Origin of the sequence: Streptomyces atroolivaceus (assembly GCF_000717025.1) — a bacterium.
GTDB classification, from domain to species: Bacteria; Actinomycetota; Actinomycetes; order Streptomycetales; family Streptomycetaceae; genus Streptomyces; species Streptomyces atroolivaceus.
Map to the genome: position 1 here is coordinate 12,675 of NZ_JNXG01000005.1, position 23,984 is coordinate 36,658.

The window sequence follows — 23,984 nt, forward strand, 5'->3', positions numbered from 1 at the left end:
CAGTAGGGAGCCAAGTGGCTGCATGTGTCAAGGGTGTTGCGTGGGGTCGACGCCGACGATTCGACCGTATTGCGGAAAACGGCGTTTCCTCGCGAGGGCGCGCGGTGCCGAGGTGTCCGTGAGGTCTCAACTCGGGAAAGACTGCCGCTCAACCATGCATTCGATCTTGCTCAGTTGGCGGCGAGTGGACTATACCTGTCGGCGTCTGCACAGCCGCTTCACAACGGCCCGCGGGCACGGGGGAGGGTGGACAGCTGTGGGCGCGCGAGGTGGCCTGCCGTACGTTCTCCCGGAACTCCTCCACTGCATCCGGCAAATCGGCACATCTGCACGACCCAAGCGCAACTGACCGCGGTGGCGGGGCCCTTCGCCTAGGCGAATTCACTACGGGTGACCGGTACACCGCCTGAGTCCTGGAGAAGGCGAGGACTTGAGCATGGGATCCACCTCCGGCCGCACGAATGAGGGCCTTGGCCGTCGCGACGTGATCAAGCGTTCGGCCGCACTCGGCCTGATCGCTGTTCCGACGATGAGCTTCCTTTCGGCTTGCGCCAGCAGCGACAGCGGAAGTGACGAGAAGGTCGACAAGGGCACCAAGAGCGCGAAGAACCCGCTCGGTGTCAACGAGACCGCCGCCCTCGAAGTCGTCATCTTCAACGGTGGCTTCGGCGAGCAGTACGCCATCGACGCGGAGAAGAAGTACAACGAGGCCTTCCCCAAGGCTCCGAAGGTGAAGCACTCCGCCACCGAGAAGATCCAGTCGATCCTGCAGCCGCGCTTCAACGGCGGAACCCCGCCGGACCTGATCGACAACTCGGGCGCCGAGCAGATGGACATGGGCGTCCTGGTCGGCAAGAAGCAGCTGGCCGACCTCACCCCGCTGATGGACGCCCCGTCCTACGACGACCCGGCCAAGAAGGTCCGCGACACCCTGCGCCCCGGTGTCCTGGAGATGGGCCAGTTCGACGGTGACCCGGTCTGGGTCATGTACTACGCGTACACGGTCTACGGCGTCTGGTACTCGCAGACCGCGCTGGAGAAGCTCGACGCGACGTACCCGGAGACCTGGGACGACATGCTCGCGCTGTGCGCCAAGGCGAAGAAGCAGGGCATCGCCGGCTGGACGTACCCGGGCAAGTACCCCTACTACCTGCCGTTCTCGCTCTACCCCTTCATCGCCAAGATCGGCGGCCGGGAGGTTCTCGACAAGATCGACAACCTGGAGCCGAACGCCTGGAAGGACCCGGCCGTCAAGGCCGCGTTCGAGGCGTACTACGAGCTCTTCGCCAAGGGGTACATCCTCAAGGGCACGCCCGGCCTCACCCACATCCAGTCGCAGACCGAGTGGACCAAGGGCAAGGCGCTCTTCATCCCGAACGGTTCGTGGGTGGAGAACGAGGCAGCGCCCACCACGCCCGCGGACTTCAAGATGACGGTCGGTGCGCCGTCGAGCCTCGACGCCTCCGACAAGCTGCCCTTCGGCACCGTCTGGGCGTCCGGCGGCGAGCCGTTCATCGTCCCGGCGAACTCGAAGAACCCCGAGGGCGGCATGGAGCAGCTGCGCATCATGCTCAGCGAGGAGTCCTCCAAGAACTTCACCCAGAAGGTCAAGTCGCTGACGGCCCTCAACGGCGGCACCGACGGCCTGACGCTGTCCACCGCGCTGCAGTCCGGCGTCGACGTCCTCGCCAAGGCCGGCGAGAACGTGGTGAACCCGCGCCTGCAGGACTGGTACGCGAAGCTGCAGAAGGAGCAGATCGGTATCGCCGGAATCGGCGAGATGATGGCCGGCCGCGCGACCCCGGCGGAGACCATCAAGAAGATCCAGGGCTTCGCAGACGCGGCGGCCAAGGACCAGTCCATCAAGCACTACAAGCACCATTGACATCCTCCCTCAGCTGGAGCAGAGGGATTCCTGGCTCAGGCTGCCTCCGGGAGCGACGCTCCCGGCGGTTTTACGCCCTCAGCACCAGCCGGGATGAGACCAGCCCGGACCAGCATCACGCGTGCGGAGTTCTTGTCTCTGGGAGACACGGCTCCGCACGCGGTGCAGGTGTAGGTACGTTCCGAAAGAGGAAGTGCGTGCTTGGTTCTCGCTCCGCACGACGCGCAGTCCATGGTGGTGTGCGCGGGGTGCACGAGGTGGATGTCCCGCCCGTGCTTGCGTCCCATTTCGATCAGGGCACGCTTGGTGGCGCCGATCGCGGCGTCGGCCGCCTTTCGGGCCATGGTGGTTCTGGCGAGGAACCTCGGTCGGAAGTCCTCCACAGCGATGGCGTCGTGGTCGGTCGGGACGCGCTTGGCCCACTTACGGGCGGTGTCCTGCCGCTGCCGTGCGACCTTCTTGTGGAGCTTTGCCGCCGCACGGGACGCCGTCCGGTAGCCCTTCGATGCGGTCGTCCCGCGCGCGGGCTTCCGCCTCGCCATCTGCTTCTGGTACCGGGTGAGCTTCGCGGCGGCACTCTTCCCGTGCTCCGGGTGGGGAAGGTCGTGCAGGTCGCTGGTAGTGGTGGCGGTCTCCTTGACACCCCAGTCGATACCGATCGCCCGGCGAGTCTCCGCGAGAGGCCGGGTCTTGGCGGCGACGACGAACGAGGCGTACCAGTGGCCAATGCTGTCCCGGTACACGCGCACCGACGAGGGAGCGGACGGAAGGTCGCGGGACCACACCACCGTCAGCACGACGCCGCCCGCCAGGTGCAGACGGCCGTCCTTGAGCCGGAAGCCCCGGGTGGTGTAGTTCAGCGTCGGCGGTGCGTCCCGCTTCCTCTTCGCCCTGGGCATGGCCGCACGCTGTTTCACCGGCAGGCGCTTCTCGATGTCCTTGAGCGCCTTGGATCGGGCCTTGGCGAAGTCCCGGATGACCTGCTGCTGAGGGACCGAAGCGCCCTCGCGGAGCCAGGGAAGCCTGGCGCGGGCCTCGGTCAGCATCTTGTCGAGCTGTGCCGGACCGCACGTCAGCCTGCTGGCCGGGTGTGCGCGGTTGTGAGCATGTGTCTGCAGAGACTTGGCGACGCATTCGTTCCACACCCAGCGACAGCGGTCCCACTCGGTGAGCAGCGCCGTGCGGGCGGACGACGACACACGAAGCCGGTAGGTGTACCGGGCGTGGCCAGCACCCCCCGCTGTCTCCTGCAGTGTCGCCATGACACCATTCTACCACTACGCTTGAGGCATGAATCATGAAGAAGTGCGCATCACGCTTCGCTTGCCCGCTGAACTTCACGCGTGGCTGTCCGCCGTGGCCAAGCGAGACCGGCGGTCCCTCAACTCGGAGATCGTTCACAGGCTGGAGGTCGAGCGCGGCAACGTCTCGACAGACGACCAGTCACCCTGACGGCGATCGCTCTTTCCTCACCCCGCTCCGCAGGGGTCCTGTTCCTCCCCGGCCTGGAGGCCGGGGCATCCTCGGAGGTAACCAGTGAGCAACCGTCACCAGCGGCGGCACCCGCTCAGAGATCGGGGTCGGTAAACGATGCAGCACGGTAAGTACCGGTTCATCGTGGGGTTCCTGGTAGCCCCACTGGCGTTGTACGCCATCTTCGTCATCTGGCCCTTCGCCCAGTCCATCTACTACTCGTTCACGGACTGGACCGGACTGAGCCCGGACTTCCAGATGGTCGGCTTCGACAACTACAGCCGGATGCTCGACGACGACATCTTCTGGAAGTCACTGCAGCACAGCGTGCTGCTGGCGCTGCTGCTGCCGCTGGTGACGCTGGGCCTCGCGCTCTTCTTCGCCTTCATGCTCAACGTCGGCGGCCGGCGGCGTAAGAACGCCGCGGTCGCCGGCGTGCGGGGCTCCTCGTTCTACAAGGTCGCCTACTTCTTCCCCCAGGTCCTGTCGATCGTGATCGTCGCCCTGCTCTTCCAGTTCGCGTTCAACCCGACGTCCGGAATGCTGAACGAGACACTGAAGGCCGTCGGCCTCAAGAGCCTTCAGCCGGACTGGCTGGGCGACCCCGATCTGGCGCTGTACTGCGTGATGGTCGTGCTGATCTGGTCGACGGTCGGGTTCTTCGTCGTCCTCTTCTCCGCCGGGATGGCTTCGATCCCGAAGGACTTCTACGAGGCGGCCCTCCTCGACGGAGCGAGCCGCATCACCACGTTCTTCAAGATCACACTGCCGCTGCTCTGGGACACCGTGCAGTCCGGCTGGGTCTACATGGGCATCCTGGCACTCGGGGTGGAGGCCTTCACCGCCGTACAGGTCATGACGGTCGGACCGGGCGGTCCCGACTACTCCACCACCGTCCTGCCGCTGTACGTCTACCAGACGGCCTTCCGGGACGCCCAGGCCGGCTACGCGACCACCATCGGCGTCGGGCTGCTCATCGTCACCATGCTCTTCGCGGCCGTCGTGATGCGGCTGGGCCGGCGCGAGCGGCTGGAGTACTGATGCCGGTCATCCCGAGGTGCGGCGACCGGACGGCCCGCGGCGCGCAGACGAGTTCGGCCCCGGTGGCCGGCCCGACAGTTGTACGAGGTGAGCACACATGAAGGTCACTGAGATTCCTCCCGCCGTCCCGGCCCCGCGCTCACCGGTGACGAAGGAGGACGCCCCGGCCGGCGGGCCGGCGAAGAGCAGCGAGGGCAAGGTCCTCAACGTCTTCTCGCACGGTGTGCTGATCATCTGGGCGGTACTCGTCGTGATGCCGCTGCTCTGGGCGGTGATGTCGTCCTTCAAGTCGGACGACTCGATCCTGTCGACACCCTGGTCGCTGCCGGACAGGCTCCACTTCGAGAACTGGTCACGGGCCTGGAACCAGGCCCACATGAGCGACTACTTCTTCAACACCATCCTGGTGGTGGGCGGTTCGCTCGTGGGTACCCTGCTGCTGGGCTCCATGGCGGCGTACGTGCTGGCGCGGTTCGACTTCCCGGGGAACCGCTTCGTCTACTTCCTCTTCATCGGCGGGATGAGCTTCCCGATCATCCTCGCGCTGGTCCCGCTGTTCTTCGTCATGAACAACATGGGCCTGCTGAACTCGGTGCACGGGCTGATCCTGGTCTACATCGCGTACTCGCTGCCGTTCACCGTGTTCTTCCTCACCTCGTTCTTCCGGACCCTGCCGACCTCGATCGCGGAAGCGGCCATGCTCGACGGCGCCTCGCACACCCGGACGTTCTTCCAGGTGATGCTGCCGATGGCGAAGCCCGGCCTGATCAGCGTCGGCATCTTCAACTTCCTCGGACAGTGGAACCAGTACATGCTGCCGACGGTTCTGAACACCGATCCGGACGGCAAGGTGCTCTCCCAGGGCTTGGTCGAACTGGCCACCAGCCAGGGGTACAAGGGGGACTGGTCGGGTCTCTTCGCGGGCCTGGTCATGGCGATGCTTCCGGTCCTCGCCGCCTACATCGTCTTCCAGCGCCAGGTCGTGGCGGGGCTCACGGCGGGGGCACTGAAGTAGTCCACCGGGTACCAGGAAAGGCCGCGTCCGTGAGGGCGCGGCCTTCTGCCGTCGTACGAGGTTCAGTGGCCTCGAATCAGTGGCCTCGAATCGGGGTGGGCCTACCCCCGTTCCTGTATTCCAAACGGCCTTTCCGTGTGGATGTGGCATCGGTTGGAACACGGGGTCATCACAAGATATGGCCCGTACCAGGCATACGTCCCGCACCCGCGCGAACAGGACTTGATCAACAGTCAGCAGCCCGTAAATAGTGACGGCAGGTCACCTCGGTGGCTGCGACGAGCGCTTGTCGGGCGTCTGTCGGTACGGGGGCCAGGGGGGATCCTCGCCATCTGCGTGAGCGCATTCGACGTGGTGGCGGACCGCGAGTCGCATCGACATCCGCCGGGCGGAACCCTCTCCTTCGCGTGCTCCCGGATCCATTTCTCCGTTCCCGTGAAAGGGGAGCTCATGGCTGACGAGATGGTGCAGCGGGCGCAGAGATTCATCAACACCACCTATGGCAACGGCGCCACCCTGGGGATCTCGAAGCTCGAGGAGGACGGCCGGACGAGCTGGACCGTCATGTACGCCCTCACCAGGGCGCTCCAGTACGAGATGGGTATCAGCGGGCTGTCGAACAACTTCGGCGCGGGCACTCTCGCGGCGATCGCCGAGAAGTACGGCAAGCTCGACGCGAGCACCGTTCCCTCCGCCAACTTCTGCCGCATCCTCCAGTCGGCCCTCTACTGCAAGGGGTACGACGGGGGTGAGATCGACGGCACGTACAACTCGCGGGTCCAGGAAGCCGTGGCGAAGCTGCACCAGAACATGGGCGTCAGCAGCACCTACCCGGGCGGCGCCCTGTGGCCCAAGACGGTCAAGGGCCTGTTCAACATGGACGCCTACGTCACGGTCAACTCCGGGTCCGAGACCATCAGGTCCATCCAGCAGTGGCTGAACGGCCGGTACGTCCTGCGCAAGGACTTCTACGTCATCCCCTGCGACGGCCACCACTCGCGTGATGTCGCCAAGTCGATGCTGTACGCCATCCAGTACGAGCTGGGCATGGCCGACGGTACGGCGAACGGGGTGTTCGGCCCCGGCACGCAGTCCGGGCTCAAGAGCCACACGCTGTCCACGGGCAGCAGCGGTGTGTGGGTGCAGCTCTTCACTGCCGCCATGGTCCTCAACAAGCGCCCGGTGTCCTTCTCCTCCTCGTTCACCTCCTCGCTGTCCTCCTCCGTCAGCACCTTCCAGTCGTTCATGCACCTCGCGGTCAATGGCCAGGCGGACTTCCGCACCTGGTCCTCGCTGCTGGTCTCCTACGGTGACCAGACGCGTCAGGGCGAGGCCTGCGACGGCGTCACGAAGATCACCCCGGCCCGTGCGCAGGCCCTGAAGAGCGCCGGATACAAGTACATCGGCCGCTACCTCTACAACCCCTCCACCACCGACCTGCCCGAGAAGGAGATCCAGCCCGGCGAACTCGCCACGATCAAGGAGTACGGGCTGCGCTGTTTCCCGATCTACCAGACGTGGGCGCGCTCGGTCGACTACTACAGCCCCGCCCAGGGCGTGGCGGACTGCGCCAACGCCGCCTACAAGGCGGAGGAGCACGGCTTCAAACCGGGCAGCCGGATCTACTTCGCGGTCGACTACGACGCGGTCGACGAGGAGGTCACGTCCCACATCCTGCCGTACTTCCAGAGCCTCAGGGCCCAGATGACCCGGATGGGCAGTCCGTTCAGGATCGGGGTCTACGGACCGCGCAACGCCTGCTCCCGGATCTCCGACGCCGGCTACGCCGAGACCAGTTTCGTCTCCAACATGTCCTCCGGCTTCTCCGGGAACCTGGGCTACGCGATGCCGGAGAACTGGGCCTTCGACCAGATCGTCACCAAGTGGATCGGCTCCGGCGACGGCAGGATCGAGATCGACAACAACATCGCCTCCGGACGCGACACCGGCCAGGGCGACTTCGACGCCCCTCCCGCGCAGAAGCAGGACATCGGCTTCGACCTCTCCTACTGGGACGCCCTCGCGGACGAGGCGACCGCCTACATGAAGTTGATCGGCAGAGGTGAGCAGTCGAACAACATCTACACGCGCAGGCAGTGCCTGGAGACGATCATGTCGCTCGACGACGTCATCACCTCCACGGCCCGCCGCTACCGGATGCGCAAGGCGCTCATCCAGACCACCGCGTTCTGGGAGTTCTGCCACTACGGCAAGGAGGACGTCACCGCGGACGGCGGCGTCGGGCTCTACTACACCGGCTACCTCCCCGACTGGGCCGAGGGCCTGCCCGGCGTCACCCGGCTGCAGGACAGCAGCACCGGGGTCGGCCAGATACAGGGCCGCATCGGCATCCTGGCCTGGAACAACTCCATCCGCGCTGGACTGGCCGACGGGACCGTCCTCGATCCGGCGGACGTGTCCCCGAACCCGGACGCCGACCGCTACAAGATGTGGATCCAGCTCCTGGAGGACAACGCCTTCAACGTGCGCACCGTCGCCCACATCCACATCTGGGGCGCCGACGGCAAGCAGGGCGACGTCCCCGAGACCCCGCAGCGCCGGCCGGCCCTCGACTACGACGAGACCGAGATCTACGAGGTGCTGCGCCGCTACCAGGGCCCCTCGGAGCCCGCGTTCAGCGACGCGACCCTGAGGATGCCCCTCTACCGGATCTTCGAGAAGTACAACAGCGCGATCCGGGGAGCCTGACCCTCCGTGCTCGCAGCATCGGACCCCTACCAGGGGCACGGTTTCACGGCGCTCACGGTGATCCTGCTGGCGGGCACTGCGGCCCTGTGCGGTGCCGTGGCCTTCCTGTGCTCACGGTTCACGCGGCAGAACCGCTCCGCCCGTACCCCGGTGGCCGTCTGGCGGGACCTGGCCCTGCTGTCGTCCGCCGGGGGGCTCGCCCTCTACCTGTGGGGCTGTCTGCACCTGTACCTGCTGGACCGCCAGGACCGCGGGACCCGCTGCGCGTACGTCGACGGCGTCCTGCAGCGGCCGGGGGCCGAGGCGACCGTCGGAGAGTTCGTCCCGCTGCGGCTCGTGTGCCGCATGCCCGACGGCAGCAGCCACACCGCCGTCGTCCCCGAATACATCAACCCCACCATCGCCGTACTGCTGCTGCTCGCACTCGCGGCAGGGATCGTCTCCCTCCTGCTCCACCGCAAGCGGCACGCGACCCATCGGAAGGCAGGCAGATCGTGATCCGTACCGAGATGTCCCGCAGACGTGCCCTGACCACGGCAGCCGGCGTCACCGCCGCGAGCCTCGCCACGGGCGGTGTCCTCACCACCCCCGCCGCGGCCGCCCCGGCCGCGCCAGGAGCTCGCCCCCTCGAGAACGACACGCTGAAGAAGGCGCTGAGCGACCTGGAGGGCCGCCGGCGGCGGCTCCTGACCGGCCGTCCGTCCGGCAACGGCTGGGAGATGCAGAAGGCATTCGACGCGGAGGGCGAGATCGTCACGTACTCCGTGCCGGGCACCGGGCTGACCGTCCCCCTGCGCGAGGGCGACGCCGCCGCCCTGCTGGTCCACGTCGTCCGGCGCTTCCACTACGAGATCGAGGCGCTCGGCCTGCCGGGGGAACCGACGCCGATCCAGGGGTGGGTGGCCCCCTCCGAGGTACGCGACAGTGCACAGCCGCAGTCGAACCAGGCGTCCGGCACCGCGGTGGTGATCAGGCCGGGCTCGTACCCCCGTGGGGTGCGCGGCGGCCTCACCGCGGCGCAGCTTCTCGTCGTCCGGGACATCATCGCCGACACCGAGGGCCTGGTCCGCTGGGGCGGCGACGACCGACCCGTACAGGAGGGGCTCTTCTACCTCGTGGCGGGCCCCGGCGACGAGAGGCCGGCACGGGTCGCGGCGAAGCTGCGCGCCTGGCGGGAGGCGCCCGGCCTGGGTGCCGGCGTCGTCGCTGACGTGACGGCGCCGGCCCGGCGCCGCCGCGCCGAGCGCTACCGGTAGGCGCCCTGGAGCGCGCCGACGGCGCGCTGACGCCGGGCCCGCGCGCGGCACGGGTGCGCGGGGCGGATGTTCCTGTCCGCCCCGCACACCCGGGGCCGCACGCCTGCACGTCCGCACGCTCCCCCCCCCCGCATGCCCGCCGGCCGCACACGGTGCGTGACTCCCGCCGGTCTTCGCCGAGCCGCGCACGGTCGCCGGGCCCCGGTGTGCGGTACCCGGGCCGGTGGGGCTGTCAGCGGTGTCCGGCGCCTGTTCAGCTCCTCTTCAACTGCCTGTCGGCGCCCGTTCCCCTTGTTCGGGCAGAGGGCCCGCGGCGCCGCGCGAAGCGCTCCCACGAGCAAATTCCCCCGCGACCCGATACCCCCTCCGTGAGGGCGCGCCCACCGGGGGAGAGGGTCGTCCGGGTGGCCTGCCCCGCACCGGCGGAGGCGGGGTGGAACGTGATCCGGTGGGCGTCCGGGATCCCGCGAAACCCGAGCCCACCGCCCTGCCGTGCTCGTCCCGACCCAACAGGCGTGTCCGCGCCCGGGTGACGAGGAGACGCCGCTCGAGCCATGTCCGCGGTGCCGCTGCGCAGACGTGGCGCCACGGTGTCGGCAGCCCCCGAAAAGGGGAGCCGGTGATGTGTTCAGGCGCAAAGGTGCACCGAGAGAGATCCCGCGCTCAGGACGCGCGCGTCCTGAATGTCCATCAGGACGCAGGCGGGGCTTCGTGGTGAGGTGCGGGCCGGCCGGCCTGTCCGGTTATGGCTTCCGGATCCGTGAAACAGGTGAACGCGTCGGGTGCGGCCGTTCGCGCCCGCGGCCGTCGCGGGCCGCCGCGGGAGGACCGATGCCGGTGTACGGCAGGAGCCGCTTTCCTCCGGGTTCGGGGTGTCGGCGGACCGCGTCTGCCGCGTGCGCGGCCGCCTGCTCGTCCGATGCCTCCACTGCTCAGGTCTTGACGGGGGGCACCCCAAAACGCTCAGCTTAGGGTTCACATGTTGGAGAAAACGGCAGGAGTGAGTGAGTCGATGGAGACTCCGGGGTCGCAGACATCTCTGCATCGGGCCAACCTTGAGCGGGTCGTGCGTGCCGTAAGAATGGCGGGGTCCCTGACCCAGGCCGAGATCGCCAGGAGCACCGGTCTCTCCGCAGCCACCGTCTCCAACATCGTCCGTGAACTCAAGGAGGGCGGCACGGTCGAGGTGACCCCCACCTCGGCGGGCGGGCGCCGGGCCAGGAGCGTCTCCCTGAGCGGGGACGCCGGCATCGTCATCGGGGTGGATTTCGGCCACACCCACCTACGGGTGGCCATCGGCAACCTGGCGCACCAGGTGCTGGCCGAGGAATCCGAGCCGCTGGACGTCGACGCCTCGTCGGCGCAGGGCTTCGGGCGGGCGGAGCAGCTGGTCAATCGTTTGATCGAGACCACCGGGATCAGCCCCGGGAAGGTGATCGGCGTGGGCCTCGGCGTACCGGGCCCGATCGACGTCGAGTCCGGCACGCTGGGCTCCACCTCGATCCTGCCGGGCTGGACGGGCATCAATCCCAGCCAGGAGCTCGCCGGACGCCTCGGCGTGCCGGTGTACGTGGACAACGATGCCAACCTCGGCGCGCTGGGAGAGCTCGTCTGGGGCAGCGGCAGGGGCGTCAAGGATCTGGCGTACATCAAGGTGGCCAGCGGCGTCGGCGCCGGTCTGGTGATCGACGGGACCATCTACCGGGGGCCCGGTGGCACGGCCGGCGAGATCGGCCACATCACCCTCGACGAATCGGGTCCTGTCTGCCGCTGCGGTAACCGGGGCTGCCTGGAGACCTTCACCGCCGCCCGGTACGTCCTGCCGCTGCTGAAGCCCAGCCACGGGTCCGATCTCACCATGGAGCGGATGGTCCAGCTGGCCCGCGAGGGGGACCCGGGCTGCCGCAGGGTGATCGGCGACGTGGGCCGGCACATCGGGAGCGGTGTGGCCAACCTGTGCAACCTGCTCAACCCGAGCCGTGTGGTGCTCGGAGGCTCCCTCGCGGAGGCGGGGGAGCTGGTGCTGGGGCCCATCCGCGACTCGGTCTCGCGGTACGCCATCCCCAGTGCCGCGCGGCAGCTCTCCGTGCTTCCCGGGGCGCTCGGAGGACGGGCCGAAGTGCTGGGGGCGCTGGCCCTCGTGCTGAGCGAGATGGGGGATTCGACCCTTTTGGAGAGCACCCTGCCCGGGGCCACTCCTGCCTTCACTTAGATAACGAATGGCACCGTTGTCATCTCGTTAAGAATTTACTCCTTGACGCCGCCCCGGCGGCCGAGTTGACTTCCAGCCACCTCGGCCGCAACGTTGCGGCCTCGTCAGGGAGGCAAACCCCCATGAACGCAGTGACGCGACGCATCGTCATAGGTACGGCCGCTCTTTCCATGGCAGTCTCGCTTGCCGCTTGCGGCAAGGCGGGTGACGACGCGGACGCAAGCGGCGGCGGTGACAGCAAGACCATCGGCCTGCTGCTGCCGGAGAACAAGACCACGCGTTATGAGACGTTCGACCGCCCCATCATCGAGGCGAAGATCAAGGAACTGTGCGACGACTGCGAGGTCAAGTACAACAACGCCGCACAGGACACCGAGACCCAGAAGAAGCAGTTCGACGCGCTGGTCACGCAGGGTGTGAAGGTCATCATCCTGGACTCCGTCGACTACAAGGCCACCAAGTCCTGGGTCCAGCAGGCCGAGAAGAAGGGCGTCAAGGTCGTCGCGTACGACCGGCTCGCCGAGGGTCCGATCGCCGCGTACGTCTCGTACGACAACGAGAAGATCGGCCGGCTGCAGGGTGAGGCCCTGGTCAAGGCGCTCGGCGCCAAGGCCAAGGACAGCAACGTCGTGATGATCAACGGCTCGCCGACCGACCCGAACGCCCCGTTCTTCAAGAAGGGCGCCCACACCGTTCTGGACGCCCAGGTGAAGAAGGTCGTCTACGAGCAGGACATCCCGGACTGGTCGCCGGACGAGGCCAACAAGAAGATGGGTGCCGCCATCGACTCGCTGGGCAAGACGGGCTTCCAGGGCGTCTACTCCGCCAACGACGGCATGGCCGGCGGCATCATCACCGCACTCGACAAGCAGGGCGTCAAGGTCCCGGTCGGCGGGCAGGACGCCGAGCTCGCGGGCCTCCAGCGCATCCTGGCGGGCACGCAGGCCTTCACGATCTACAAGCAGATCAAGCCGGAGGCCGAGACCACCGCCGAGATCGCCGTCGCGCTGCTCAAGGGCGAGAAGATCGACGACCTCACGCCGGTCAAGGTCGACAGCCTCAGCGGCGAGTTCAAGGGCATCCCCTCGAAGCTCTACGACGCGCAGATCCTGACCAAGGAGAACATCGCCTCCACGATCATCGCGGACGAGGTCTACAAGGCCGAGGAGATCTGCACCGCCGAGTACAAGGCGGCCTGCGACGCCGCCGGCATCAAGTAGGACTCCTCCGGACCGCCCCCGCCCCCGGGCGGCGGTCAGCGGGACGAGACCCCGGGGCCGCGGGAGCACACGACGCCCGCGGCCCGGCCACTCGGCTCCCAGCCGGCCCGGCACCCGCCCTTCCGACGCCCCGCAAGCGCGGGCGGGCGCCGGGCCCACTCCGCACACCCCCTTGCTCAGCAGCACCATCCCCGCCGGTCAGGCGGCGAAGGAGATGATTCACGTGTCCGCTACGCCCGTGCTGGCGTTGCGCGGAATCTCCAAGCGGTTCGGCGCCGTCCAGGCGCTCACCGACGTGGACCTGGAGATTCACCCCGGAGAAGTGGTCGCCCTCGTCGGCGACAACGGAGCCGGCAAGTCGACGCTCGTCAAGACCATTTCGGGCGTCCACCCGATCGACGACGGCGCCATCGAATGGGAGGGAAGGACGGTCCGGGTCAACCGGCCCAACGACGCCCAGGAGCTGGGAGTCGCCACCGTCTACCAGGACCTGGCCCTCTGCGACAACCTCGACGTCGTCGCCAACCTCTTCCTCGGCAGCGAACTGCGCAAGGTCTCCGTCCTCGACGAGATCGCGATGGAGAAGCGGGCCAAGGAACTCCTGGACACCCTGTCCATCCGGATCCCGAGCGTACGGATCCCCGTCGCCTCGCTCTCCGGCGGGCAGCGCCAGGTCGTCGCGATCGCACGCGCCCTGATCGGCGACCCCAAGGTCGTCATCCTGGACGAGCCGACCGCGGCGCTGGGTGTCGAACAGACCGCCCAGGTCCTCGACCTCGTCGAGCGGCTGCGCGAGCGCGGCCACGGCGTCATCCTCATCAGCCACAACATGGCCGACGTCCGCGCCGTCGCGGACAAGGTCGCGGTGCTCCGCCTCGGCCGCAACAACGGTGTGTTCGACGTAGCGAGCACCTCCCACGAAGAGATCATCGCCGCGATCACCGGCGCCACGGACAATGCCGTCACGCGTCGCGAGGCACGCACGGCCACGAAGGAGGACGCGAAGTGAGCGACCTCGCCAAGACCCCGGGGCCCTCCACGGAGAAGCCCGCCTCCGACTCCGCCTCGACGGCACCCGCCGTCGAGCCGTCGGCGGCCCCCATACCCGCCGTCGACCCGCGCCTGCTCATCCGCGAGGAGGGCATCAAGGGCTACTGGTCCGAGTTCACCCGCAAGGTGCGCGGCGGCGAGCTCGGCTCGCTGCCGGTCTTCATCGGGCTGATCGTCATCGCGATCGTGTTCCAGCTGCAGAACAGCAACTTCCTCTCCGCCAGCTCCGTCGCGAACATCGCGGTCTACAGCTCCGGCCTCGGCATCATGGCCGTCGGCATCGTGTTCGTGCTGCTGCTCGGTGAGATCGACCTCTCGGTCGGATCCGTCGCCGGCGTCGGCGCGGCCGTCTGGGCCGTGCTCAACGTCAACAACGGCTGGAACGACTGGCTGGCGATCCTCGTCGCCGTGCTCTCCGGCATGGCCCTCGGGGCGCTGCACGGCTTCTTCTTCGCCAAGATCGGGGTACCGGCCTTCGTCGTCACCCTGGCGGGCTTCCTCGGCTGGAGCGGTCTCCAGGACTGGATGATGGGCGGCGAGGGCTCGATCAACACGCCCTCCGGCAGTGTCGTCGAGAACCTGACCAACTACTTCTTCGAGGACAAGGCCGCCGGCTACGGGCTCGCCCTGGTCGCGGTCCTCGCGTACGCCGCCTCGCTCCTGGTGGACAGCAAGCGCCGCAAGGCGGCGAGCCTGCCCGCCCGCCCCGTCGCCGAGATCGTCCTGCGCACCGCCGTCGTCGCCGTCCTGTGCTTCGCCGTCGCGTACGTCCTGAACGAGCCGGCGGGGGCCCGTGGCCTGCCGCTCGCCCTGGTGCTGTTCCTCGCGGTCCTGATCATCGCGGACTTCGTCGCCCGCCGGACGACCTTCGGCCGCCAGGTCTTCGCGGTCGGCGGCAACCCGGAGGCGGCACGCCGCGCCGGTATCAACGTCGACCGGGTCCGCATCACCGTCTTCGCCCTCTCCGGCACGCTGGGCGCCTTCGGCGGACTCTTCATCGCCAGCCTCTCCGGCGGCGCCACCAAGAGCGTCGGCGCCGGCAACACCCTGATGCTGGTCATCGCCGCCGCCGTCATCGGCGGAACCAGCCTCTTCGGTGGCCGGGGCAAGGTCTGGTCCGCGCTGCTCGGCATGATCGTCATCCAGTCGATCCAGCAGGGCCTGAACATGATCGGCATGGCCAACGCCGTCCAGTACATGATCACCGGTGCGGTGCTCCTGGCCGCCGTGGTCATCGACTCGGTCTCCCGCCGGACGCAGAAGACCGCGGGCCGCGCCTGACGCCGTACGCACCATGGTCTGAGTGCCCGGCATCCCGGCGGATGCCGGGCACGGTCATGCGGCGGCCGGCATCCCCGCGCCCCGTCCGGACGGCTGAGGAATCCGGGCCCGGCCGGCGCCGTCCGGCCGGGCCCGGACACGCTGGTTCCGCCTGCCCGAGATCTCGGGCACATCTGTTCGACTCTGCAGGGCCCTCGCCTCCGGCCGCGAGTGGGCCGACGACGCCCTGAGCGTCCTTCGCTCGTTTTCCCCGAAACGCGGGATGCGAGCCGAATCACATCTTTCCCGCCCAAGGTGTGACACACGACCGCGCCCCCTGAGGACCGGCGCCCTCCGCGGAACATTAGACTCTCCGGGATCGGCAAGAAGTTCGACCGGCTCACACGCAAGGAGGCACGGGTGGACCTGCTGACCCGCATCACGGGACCGCGCGACCTGGACCGGCTCGGCCTCGAGCAGCTCGACCAGCTCGCGGGGGAGATCCGTACCTTCCTCGTCGAGGAGGTCTCCAAGACAGGCGGCCACCTCGGCCCGAACCTGGGCGTGGTCGAGCTGACCATCGCCCTGCACCGGGTCTTCGAGTCCCCGCAGGACAAGGTGCTCTTCGACACCGGTCACCAGAGCTACGTGCACAAGCTGCTCACCGGCCGGCAGGACTTCTCGAAGCTCAAGAGCAAGGGCGGTCTCTCCGGCTACCCGTCCCGCGCCGAGTCCGAGCACGACGTCATCGAGAACTCGCACGCCTCGACGGTGCTCGGCTGGGCCGACGGCCTGGCGAAGGCCAACGAGGTCCTCAAGAAGGACGACCACGTCGTCGCGGTCATCGGCGACGGCGCGCTGACCGGCGGCATGGCCTGGGAGGCGCTGAACAACATCGCCGCCGCCAAGGACCGCCCCCTCGTCATCGTCGTCAACGACAACGAGCGTTCGTACGCCCCGACCATCGGCGGTCTCGCGAACCACCTCGCCACCCTGCGCACCACCGACGGGTACGAGCGGTTCCTGGCCCGCGGCAAGGACCTCCTGGAGCGCACGCCCGTCGTCGGCAGGCCGCTGTACGAGACCCTGCACGGCGCGAAGAAGGGCCTCAAGGACTTCATCGCCCCCCAGGGCATGTTCGAGGACCTCGGCCTGAAGTACGTCGGTCCCATCGACGGCCACGACATCGAGGCCCTCGAATCCGCACTCCAGCGGGCCAAGCGCTTCGGCGGGCCCGTCATCGTGCACTGCCTCACCGAGAAGGGCCGCGGTTACACCCCGGCGCTGGAGGACGAGGCGGACCGCTTCCACGCGGTCGGCAAGATCCACCCGGACACGGGTCTGCCCATCTCCACCTCCGGTCTCGACTGGACCTCGGTCTTCGGCGAGGAGATGGTCAAGCTCGGCCACGAGCGCGAGGACATCGTCGCCATCACCGCGGCCATGCTCCAGCCGGTCGGCCTCGGCAGGTTCGAGGAGGCGTTCCCGGACCGCATCTACGACGTGGGGATCGCCGAGCAGCACGGCGCGGTCTCCGCGGCGGGCCTGGCCACCGGCGGGCTGCACCCCGTCTTCGCGGTGTACGCCACGTTCCTGAACCGGGCGTTCGACCAGGTCCTGATGGACGTCGCCCTGCACAAGTGCGGGGTGACCTTCGTCCTGGACCGGGCGGGCGTCACGGGCACCGACGGCGCCTCGCACAACGGCATGTGGGACATGTCGATCCTGCAGTGCGTGCCGACCCTGCGCATCGCCGCCCCGCGCGACGCCGACCAGGTCCGCGCCCAGCTGCGCGAGGCCGTCGACGTGGACGACGCGCCCACCGTCGTCCGCTTCTCCAAGGGCGCGGTCGGACCCTCGGTCCAGGCCGTCGGCACGGCGGGCGGCATGGACATCCTGCGAGCACCGGGCACGGACAGGCCCGACGTCCTCCTGGTCTCCGTCGGCGCCCTCGCCCCGATGTGCCTGGAGATCGCGGCACTTCTGGACGCCCAGGGCATCTCCACCACCGTGGTCGACCCGCGCTGGGTCAAGCCCGTCGACGAGGCGCTCGCCCCGCTCGCGGCGGAGCACCGGGTGGTCATCACCGTCGAGGACAACAGCAGGGCCGGCGGTGTCGGCTCCGCCATCGCCCAGGCGCTGCGGGACGCCGGCGTCGACGTACCGCTGCGCGACTTCGGTATCCCGCCGGTGTTCCTCGACCACGCCTCGCGCGGCGAGGTGATGGCCGAGATCGGGCTGACCGCCCCGGACATCGCGCGCCAGGTCACGGGCCTCGTCGCCAAGCTCGACGGCCGGTACGAGAGCCGCGCCGTGGAGCCCGTCCGCGACTGATCCGCCCCGCGCCGCACTGGGCCGGTCGCCCACCCCGCACGGGTGGTCCGACCGGCCCATTCGCGTGAAATCGGGCCCTGCGGAGCGTGCCGGGGGCGGCCGGTTACGAATCATGGCGTGCACGACGAGTGCGTGGAGGTACGCCGGTGAGCACGCAGCAGGACACGCCCCCCAGCGGGAACGGGCTGTTCAGGACCAAGACGGTCGAACAGTCCATCCGTGATACCGAGGAACCGGAGCACGCGCTCAAGAAAAGCCTCTCCGCGCTGGACCTCACGGTCTTCGGAGTGGGTGTCATCATCGGCACCGGGATCTTCGTCCTCACGGGCAAGGTCGCCAAGGAGACCGCCGGCCCGGCCACGGCCCTCGCCTTCGTCGCGGCGGGCATCGTCTGCGCGCTCGCCGCCCTCTGCTACGCCGAGTTCGCCTCCACCGTCCCGGTGGCCGGTTCGGCGTACACCTTCTCGTACGCCTCGCTGGGCGAGCTGGTCGCCTGGATCATCGGCTGGGACCTGGTGCTCGAATTCGCGCTGGGCACCGCGGTGGTGGCCGTCGGCTGGTCCGGCTACGTCCGCTCGCTCATGGACAACGTCGGCTGGACGATGCCCGAGGCGCTCTCCGGCCCCGACGTGGCGAGCGGATTCGGCTTCGACGTCCTCGCGTTCGTCCTGGTGCTGATCCTCACGGTCATCCTGGTCCTCGGGATGAAGCTCTCCGCCCGGGTGACCACCGTCGTCGTCGCCATCAAGCTGGCGGTCGTCGGCATCGTGATCATCGCCGGACTGTTCTTCATCAAGGGGTCCAACTACTCACCCTTCATCCCCGAGGCCGAGAAGCAGCCCTCGGGCGCGGGTCTGGACGCACCACTGGTCCAGCTGATCTTCGGCTACGAACCGACGAACTTCGGCATCATGGGCATCTTCACCGCGGCGTCCATCGTCTTCTTCGCCTTCATCGGCTTCGACGTCGTGGCCACCGCGGCCGAGGAGACCAAGCTCCCGCAGCGGGACATGCCGCGCGGGATCCTCGCCTCGCTCATCATCTGCACGCTGCTCTACGTCGCCGTGTCGATCGTCGTCACAGGCATGCAGCACTACTCCGAACTCTCCGTCAGCGCCCCGCTGGCCGACGCGTTCAAGGCCGTCGGGCACCCCTTCTACGCGGGCGTCATCAGCTTCGGCGCGGCGGTCGGGCTCACCACCGTCTGCATGATCCTCCTGCTCGGCCAGACCAGGGTCTTCTTCGCGATGAGCCGCGACGGACTGCTCCCGAGGTTCTTCTCGGTGACGCACCCGCGCTTCGGCACCCCGTACCGTCCGACGATCCTGCTCGGAGTGGTCATCGCGATCGTGGCCGGCTTCACGAGCATCAACGAGCTGGCCACCCTGGTGAACATCGGCACGCTCTTCGCGTTCGTGGTCGTCGCGCTCGGCGTCATCGTCCTGCGCCGCACCCGCCCCGACCTCCACCGCGCCTTCCGCACCCCGTGGGTCCCGCTGCTCCCCATCGTGTCCGTCGCCGCCTCGGTCTGGCTGATGCTGAACCTGCCGGCGGAGACCTGGCTCCGGTTCGGGATCTGGATGGCTCTGGGCGTGTTGATCTACTTCGTGTACGGCCGCAGAAACAGCCGTATGACGAAGGCCTCCTGAGCTTTCAGGCCCCTCGTGGGGGCGGCAGCGGACGTACCGTGCGGGGGCCGGTGCAACGCGCCCCGTACGCTTCGACCCGCTGCCGCAGCCCCCGGTCGGCGGTGACGACGACGCAGGGGCGTACGCCGTGGGCGGCGGCGGCCAGTTCGGTGATCAGGTCGTCCCCGCTGCCGGGTGCGGTCGCCACGCGCACCCCCGGCACGGACGCGACTCCCCGTGCCGCGCCCTCCACGACGAGCACGAGTTCCACGGGGCCGGCGTGCCCCGCGATCCCCTCGGCGGCGTACGTGACCAGCGAGTCCCGCAGCCGCTCGGCGGCGCCGTAACGGTCCCTCCACCACCCGTCGGGTACCGACCCGACGACGTTGGCCCCGTCGACGACCACCAGAGTCCGCTCACCGGTCATCCCCGAAGGATGCCAGGTCAGCCGCCGGTGGCCGGAGACTTCTTCGCCGACTCCGGAATCGTGCCGTCCGTGCGGATGGCCTTCCAGAGCTCGCCCGCCTCGGGTTCCGTGGCCACGACACGGTTGGGATCCTGCTTGTCGTACGCCACCGGCAGCATGATCGTCTCCATGGAGGAGGGATCGACGCCGTTCATCGAGCGTGCGAACTCGCTGAGCGAGGTCAGGGAGGCGAGCCCCTCGTCGGTCGTCAGTGACTTGGTCGCGGAATTGGCGATCTTGTACGTGGTAGCCGGACTGCCCAGCAGGTCCTGCGACTTGATCTCCTTCAGCAGTGCCATCAGGAACTGCTGCTGCAGACCGATCCGTCCCAGGTCGCTTCCGTCGCCCACGCCCTTCCGGGTCCGGACGAAGGCCAGTGACTCGGTCCCGTTCAGCTTGTGCTGACCTGCCGTCAGGCCGAGCCCGGAGGCCTCGTCGCGGATCGGCTCCTCGACGTCGACGGTGACGCCGCCTATCGCGTCGACCAGGTCCTTGAAGCCCGCGAAGTTGATCTCCAGGTAGTGGTCGATGCGAACCCCGGACATCTTCTCCACCGTCTTCACCACGCAGGCGGGACCCGCGAGGGCGTAGACCGCGTTGAACATCTCGCGCTTCTTCTCGGGCAGTTCCGAGCCGTCGGACGCGACACACTCGGGCCGGGTCACGAGGGTGTCGCGCGGGATGGACACGGCGACGGCCTCGGACCGGCCCTCGGGTATGTGCACCACCATCGTGGTGTCGGACCGCGCCCCGCCGACGTCGCCGCCCCCGCCCAGTTCCTTGTTCTCCGCCCCGGCACGCGAGTCGGAGCCGAGGACGAGGAGGTTCTGACCGGTGGTGGGGAGCTTCTCGGGGCGGTCGGCGCCGAGCGCCTTGTTGATGTCGACGCCCTTGATGTTGCCGTCGAGGTCCTGGTACATCCAGTACGCGGTGCCGCCGCCCGCGAGCAGGAGCACGAGGACGACCCCGAGAGTGATCTTGAGGCCGCGGCGGCGCCCGCGTTCCTTCTTGCGGCCCCGCTTCGGTGCTTCCGCCCGTCGTGAGGCGCGTGGGGGTACGGCGTCGTGGCTCATCCTGCGCGAGTCCCTTGGTCTGTGGCCCGTGAGGGCCGGTGTGGAGTTGGGGACTCGGGTGGGGCCGGTCCACATACGTGGGGGGCTGACCGATGAGTATAGACAAATTTTCGAATCACTCCGGCCGGTGCGGGAAAGTGAACACCCGGCGGCGAGGCGGTGTCGATCGAACGCGGATTCTATGATGGTCGGTGCCAGACCCGTCGTGCGTCCTTGACGTGGCCGTGCAGCAGCCGGTGCCGGATCCGGGGCCGGGCGGGGAAATCATGGGAAGGACGACCTCACATCATGCGGGTCAAGTCTGGGCGCGCCGACCGGGGGGCCACCTCCGTGCGAGCTGTTCGGGAGCACCGGAACGACGACCGTCACACGGTCGTGGCAGCCGTCGACGGGCAGTGGCTGGTGCGCGGCAAGGACGGGAGGCTGACCGCCTACGCGCGCCACACCGACGGAGTGCTCCGGTGGACGGAGACGCGGCCGGGCGGGCCGGAATGGTCCGGCCCCGACCTCTTCGAGATCGCTCACCTGACGCACCTCTCCCTCGCGCAGGGCGCCGACGGTTACGTGCACTTCCTCGGGCGCCGTTCGGTTCCGACGAAGGACGGGCCGCCCGTCGTCGATGTGATGCATGCCATCCAGTACCAGAGCGGCCGCGCGCTCAGCGGGTGGCACTCCCTCGGTAATCCGCGCAAGAACACCGACCAGGCATCCGGCATGGGCGCGCCGGTCGGCACCGTCAGCCCGTCGGGGCTGGTGCACTTCTTCGTGCGCACCGCTGCCGGGGGCGTGATGCTGCGGCGGGACGACAAGGCCGGCACATGGGAGTCGTGGCACAACATGAACGCCCGTGGCGCGGAGGAGGGGATCGCGGTCACCCTGGGTCTTTCCGGAGCTGTCGATCTCCTCGTCCAGGGACCGGGCTCCGCGATGCACTGGCGGCAGACATCTCCGGACGGGAGCTTCTCGCGGGAGCAGGACATACCCGTCCAGATGGCGCCGGCCAGCGTGACGGCGCTGGAGACGGCCCCGGGCCGGTGCACGTACTACTGGACCGATCCGGCCACGGGGGGCGTGGTGGCCTATCGCCTCGGGGGCTGGGTGATCCCCCTGGGCGGCGCCCCGGCCGAAGGGCCGGTCTCCGTCCTGCGGGCCGCGCTCGACGGCTACGACTGCACGGTCCTGGCCCACCGGGACCCCGACGGTCACGTCATGGTCGCGGCGTGCGGTACCGAGAACGAGGCAGGCGGTCTGTGGTGGTCGCCGACCGGCGAACGGACGGGGATGCCCCCGGCGTTGGCGATCGACAGCATGGGGCGTGTGGTGCTGGGGGTGATCGGCGCCGACGGGGCGCCGTACATCGCGCGCCAGAATTCCGAACCGGGCCTGGCCATGGGACCCGCCGAGCGCCTCTGACACCCGCCCCGTGCCCGAGGCCTGTCGGTCATGGGCGCCATGGTCGATGTGTCCTCCATATCGCCACTTTTGGCGGTTTGTGGCTTTCGGGTCGGACATTGACACACGGCCAACAACTGATGAAGATGTGACCGCTCTGTGAAAGTTGAAGGTTCTTTCAGTTGTCATCCATGACTGCTTGTGTCGAATCGGCCGCACAGGGTGGCGGCATCCACGGGGGATGCGCGTAGCGCTCTGCTGGTCGGCGACCGCAGGCAGACCAAGGAGTGATGGCGTGCGGCGGCGTTTGTCCGGCCCGGGTGGGGGGTGGCGGGTGTGACGATCTTTCCTGGGCCAACTGTCGGTCCTGTCATGGAGACGCTTCCCGGCCACGTGCCGGGTCCCCTCCCCACGGCACCCTCCTCCCCCCGGCAGCCGAGTGCGTCCGGCGGTGCGACGGACGACGTCTATGTCGAGCCGGGACTCACCCCTCTGGGAGCTCGAGAGGCGAATCGTTCCGCCGTGGCGGACCTGCTTCAGTCGGCAGGTGTCTCCTTCTTCGCCGTGCGTGGTTCGTCGGACCACGGGACCGTCATGGCGGTGGCCGAGGAGGACCGCGAAGTCGTCCTGGGGGCCCTTTTCAGGGGCATGGGGCAGTACGCGGGTCACCTGAGCGTCATCGACCCGCAGGCGTCGGCGCCGGTCGCTCCGCGTTCGTCCCGTGACCCCAAGGCCTGGCGCGGTGTCCGTACGGCGTCCGCCGTGCGGGCCAGCTGGTATCGCACCGACCCCGGCAGGCATCTGCTGCTGGGCCACGAGTACGGCTGCACGGTGGAGTTCTGGAGGTGGCACGGGACGCACCTCGTCGCACCCCGGGCCAACAGGGTCACCTGGGCGGTGTCGGGTGAGGGCGGAAACGTGCTCGGAGCTCCGCGGCTGTTCAGCCGCTTCGTGTCCGACCACACCTCACCGCACGAGGCGCCCCCGCTCGCCACCAGGCCCGAGTTCCTGGTGAGCTGTGTCGAGGACATCGCCTTCCCCGTGGACGCTGTCTACACGTGGGTCGACGGGAACGACCCCGCCTGGCAGCAGCGCAAGGCCGCGGCGAAGGGTGAGGTCTACCACGCCGAGTCCGCGAGCGACGCGCGCTTCATCAGCCGCGACGAACTGCGCTACTCGGTCCGGTCCCTCCACATGTTCGCCCCGTGGATCCGCAACATCTACATCGTCACCGACGACCAGGTTCCGGTGTGGCTCCGCGAGGACGTACCCGGCATCCGGGTGGTGAGTCACCGGGAGGTCTTCCGGAACGCCGCCGACCTGCCCACGTTCAACTCGCACTCGATCGAGAGCCAGCTGCACCACATCGACGGCCTGTCCGAGCACTTCCTGTACTTCAACGACGACATGTTCATCGGCCGGCCCGTGGCACCGCACGCCTTCTTCACGCCGAGCGGAACGGCGCGGTACTTCCCCTCGCGCAACCGCATACCGCAGGGGGCGGTCGTCGAGACCGACACCCCGGTCGACGCGGCCTGCAAGAACAACCGCGCCCTCCTGAAGGAACGTTTCGGCCGGGTGATCACGCAGCCGATGGAGCACATCCCCTACGCGCTGCGACGCAGCGCGATGGAGGAGGCCGAACAGGACTTCCCGCAGGCGTGGGCCCGAACGGCCGCCAGCCGCTTCCGGGCGATGACGGACCTGTCCACGACCTCGTCGTTCGGGCTCTACTACGCGGCACTGACCGGCCGTGCCCAGCCGGGGTCCATGCCGTTCACCTATCTCCAGCTGGCTGTTCCCGATCTGGCGGACCGGTTGCAGCGGCTCCTCGACAGCCGGAGCCAGGACTCCTTCTGTCTGAACGACGCCTTCTCCACGCCGGAGGACATCGAGGCGCAGCAGGAGCTGCTCGACGGATTCCTCAACGCCTACTTCCCAGTTCCCAGTCCCTACGAGCGATGAATCGG

At 68.5% G+C, this 23,984-nt stretch carries 18 protein-coding genes; 15 read left to right on the forward strand and 3 right to left on the reverse strand.

Translation table 11 applies throughout. The features are described from left to right. Window positions 1-436 precede the first annotated feature (436 nt). The gene (gene ngcE / locus OO67_RS13360) at window positions 437-1,885 is read left to right on the forward strand and encodes an N-acetylglucosamine/diacetylchitobiose ABC transporter substrate-binding protein (RefSeq protein ID WP_033300059.1); all 1,449 of its coding nucleotides are present in this window, start codon (window positions 437-439) and stop codon (window positions 1,883-1,885) included. A gap of 35 nt (window positions 1,886-1,920) precedes the next feature. On the opposite strand, the gene OO67_RS13365 is transcribed toward ngcE, so the two are convergent. Continuing rightward, entirely contained in the window at window positions 1,921-3,147 is a 1,227-nt protein-coding gene (locus tag OO67_RS13365; protein WP_051709356.1) for an RNA-guided endonuclease InsQ/TnpB family protein, read from the reverse strand. 28 nt (window positions 3,148-3,175) lie between these two features. Between OO67_RS13365 and OO67_RS36515 the strand changes: the two genes are divergently transcribed. The 12 genes from OO67_RS36515 (at window position 3,176) to OO67_RS13425 (ending at window position 19,104) form a co-directional block, all read left to right on the forward strand. Further along, window positions 3,176-3,337 carry an Arc family DNA-binding protein gene (locus OO67_RS36515; RefSeq protein WP_033300060.1) on the forward strand — a complete coding sequence of 54 codons (162 nt, stop codon included), beginning with the start codon at window positions 3,176-3,178 and terminating at the stop codon, window positions 3,335-3,337. Between the two features lie 138 nt (window positions 3,338-3,475). After that, the gene (locus tag OO67_RS13375; RefSeq protein ID WP_033300061.1) at window positions 3,476-4,399 is read left to right on the forward strand and encodes a carbohydrate ABC transporter permease; all 924 of its coding nucleotides are present in this window, start codon (window positions 3,476-3,478) and stop codon (window positions 4,397-4,399) included. 97 nt (window positions 4,400-4,496) lie between these two features. After that, a complete protein-coding gene (locus OO67_RS13380) occupies window positions 4,497-5,414 on the forward strand; it encodes a carbohydrate ABC transporter permease (RefSeq protein ID WP_033300062.1) in 918 nt (305 codons plus the stop codon). A gap of 450 nt (window positions 5,415-5,864) precedes the next feature. Continuing rightward, window positions 5,865-8,123 carry a glycoside hydrolase domain-containing protein gene (locus OO67_RS13385; RefSeq protein ID WP_033300063.1) on the forward strand — a complete coding sequence of 753 codons (2,259 nt, stop codon included), beginning with the start codon at window positions 5,865-5,867 and terminating at the stop codon, window positions 8,121-8,123. A 6-nt stretch (window positions 8,124-8,129) separates the two neighbouring features. After that, a complete protein-coding gene (locus tag OO67_RS13390) occupies window positions 8,130-8,621 on the forward strand; it encodes a hypothetical protein (protein ID WP_033300064.1) in 492 nt (163 codons plus the stop codon). Then, on the forward strand, window positions 8,618-9,379 hold the full coding sequence (locus OO67_RS13395; protein WP_051709359.1) for a hypothetical protein: 762 nt from the start codon (window positions 8,618-8,620) through the stop codon (window positions 9,377-9,379). Before OO67_RS13390 ends, OO67_RS13395 begins: the two co-directional genes overlap by 4 nt. Window positions 9,380-10,391: 1,012 nt before the next feature. After that, window positions 10,392-11,591, forward strand: a complete 1,200-nt coding sequence (locus OO67_RS13400; protein ID WP_033300414.1) for an ROK family transcriptional regulator — start codon at window positions 10,392-10,394, stop codon at window positions 11,589-11,591. Between the two features lie 122 nt (window positions 11,592-11,713). Continuing rightward, entirely contained in the window at window positions 11,714-12,811 is a 1,098-nt protein-coding gene (locus OO67_RS13405) for a substrate-binding domain-containing protein (protein WP_033300066.1), read from the forward strand. A 214-nt stretch (window positions 12,812-13,025) separates the two neighbouring features. After that, window positions 13,026-13,820, forward strand: coding sequence for an ATP-binding cassette domain-containing protein (locus OO67_RS13410; RefSeq protein ID WP_078597891.1), 795 nt, complete (start codon window positions 13,026-13,028; stop codon window positions 13,818-13,820). Beyond that, window positions 13,817-15,142 (forward strand): sugar ABC transporter permease, encoded by a 1,326-nt coding sequence (locus OO67_RS13415; RefSeq protein ID WP_033300069.1) that lies wholly within the window; start codon window positions 13,817-13,819, stop codon window positions 15,140-15,142. The genes OO67_RS13410 and OO67_RS13415 overlap by 4 nt, the downstream gene beginning before the upstream one ends. A 399-nt stretch (window positions 15,143-15,541) precedes the next feature. Beyond that, complete coding sequence (gene dxs / locus OO67_RS13420) at window positions 15,542-17,455, forward strand: 1-deoxy-D-xylulose-5-phosphate synthase (protein WP_033300070.1); 1,914 nt, start codon at window positions 15,542-15,544, stop codon at window positions 17,453-17,455. 146 nt (window positions 17,456-17,601) lie between these two features. After that, window positions 17,602-19,104, forward strand: a complete 1,503-nt coding sequence (locus tag OO67_RS13425; RefSeq protein WP_033300071.1) for an amino acid permease — start codon at window positions 17,602-17,604, stop codon at window positions 19,102-19,104. Between the two features lie 4 nt (window positions 19,105-19,108). Here the strand turns inward: OO67_RS13425 and OO67_RS13430 are convergent, their stop codons facing one another. Next, window positions 19,109-19,510: an NYN domain-containing protein gene (locus OO67_RS13430; RefSeq protein WP_033300072.1), complete on the reverse strand. Its 402-nt coding sequence runs from the start codon at window positions 19,508-19,510 to the stop codon at window positions 19,109-19,111. 17 nt (window positions 19,511-19,527) lie between these two features. Next, a complete protein-coding gene (locus OO67_RS13435) occupies window positions 19,528-20,622 on the reverse strand; it encodes an LCP family protein (protein ID WP_033300073.1) in 1,095 nt (364 codons plus the stop codon). Window positions 20,623-20,910: 288 nt separating this feature from the next. On the opposite strand from OO67_RS13435, the gene OO67_RS13440 reads away from it, so the two are divergent. Together OO67_RS13440 and OO67_RS13445 are read left to right on the forward strand one after the other, a co-directional pair. Beyond that, window positions 20,911-22,035 (forward strand): PLL family lectin, encoded by a 1,125-nt coding sequence (locus OO67_RS13440; protein ID WP_033300074.1) that lies wholly within the window; start codon window positions 20,911-20,913, stop codon window positions 22,033-22,035. A 501-nt stretch (window positions 22,036-22,536) separates the two neighbouring features. Then, entirely contained in the window at window positions 22,537-23,979 is a 1,443-nt protein-coding gene (locus tag OO67_RS13445) for a stealth family protein (protein WP_244300171.1), read from the forward strand. Window positions 23,980-23,984 lie beyond the last annotated feature (5 nt).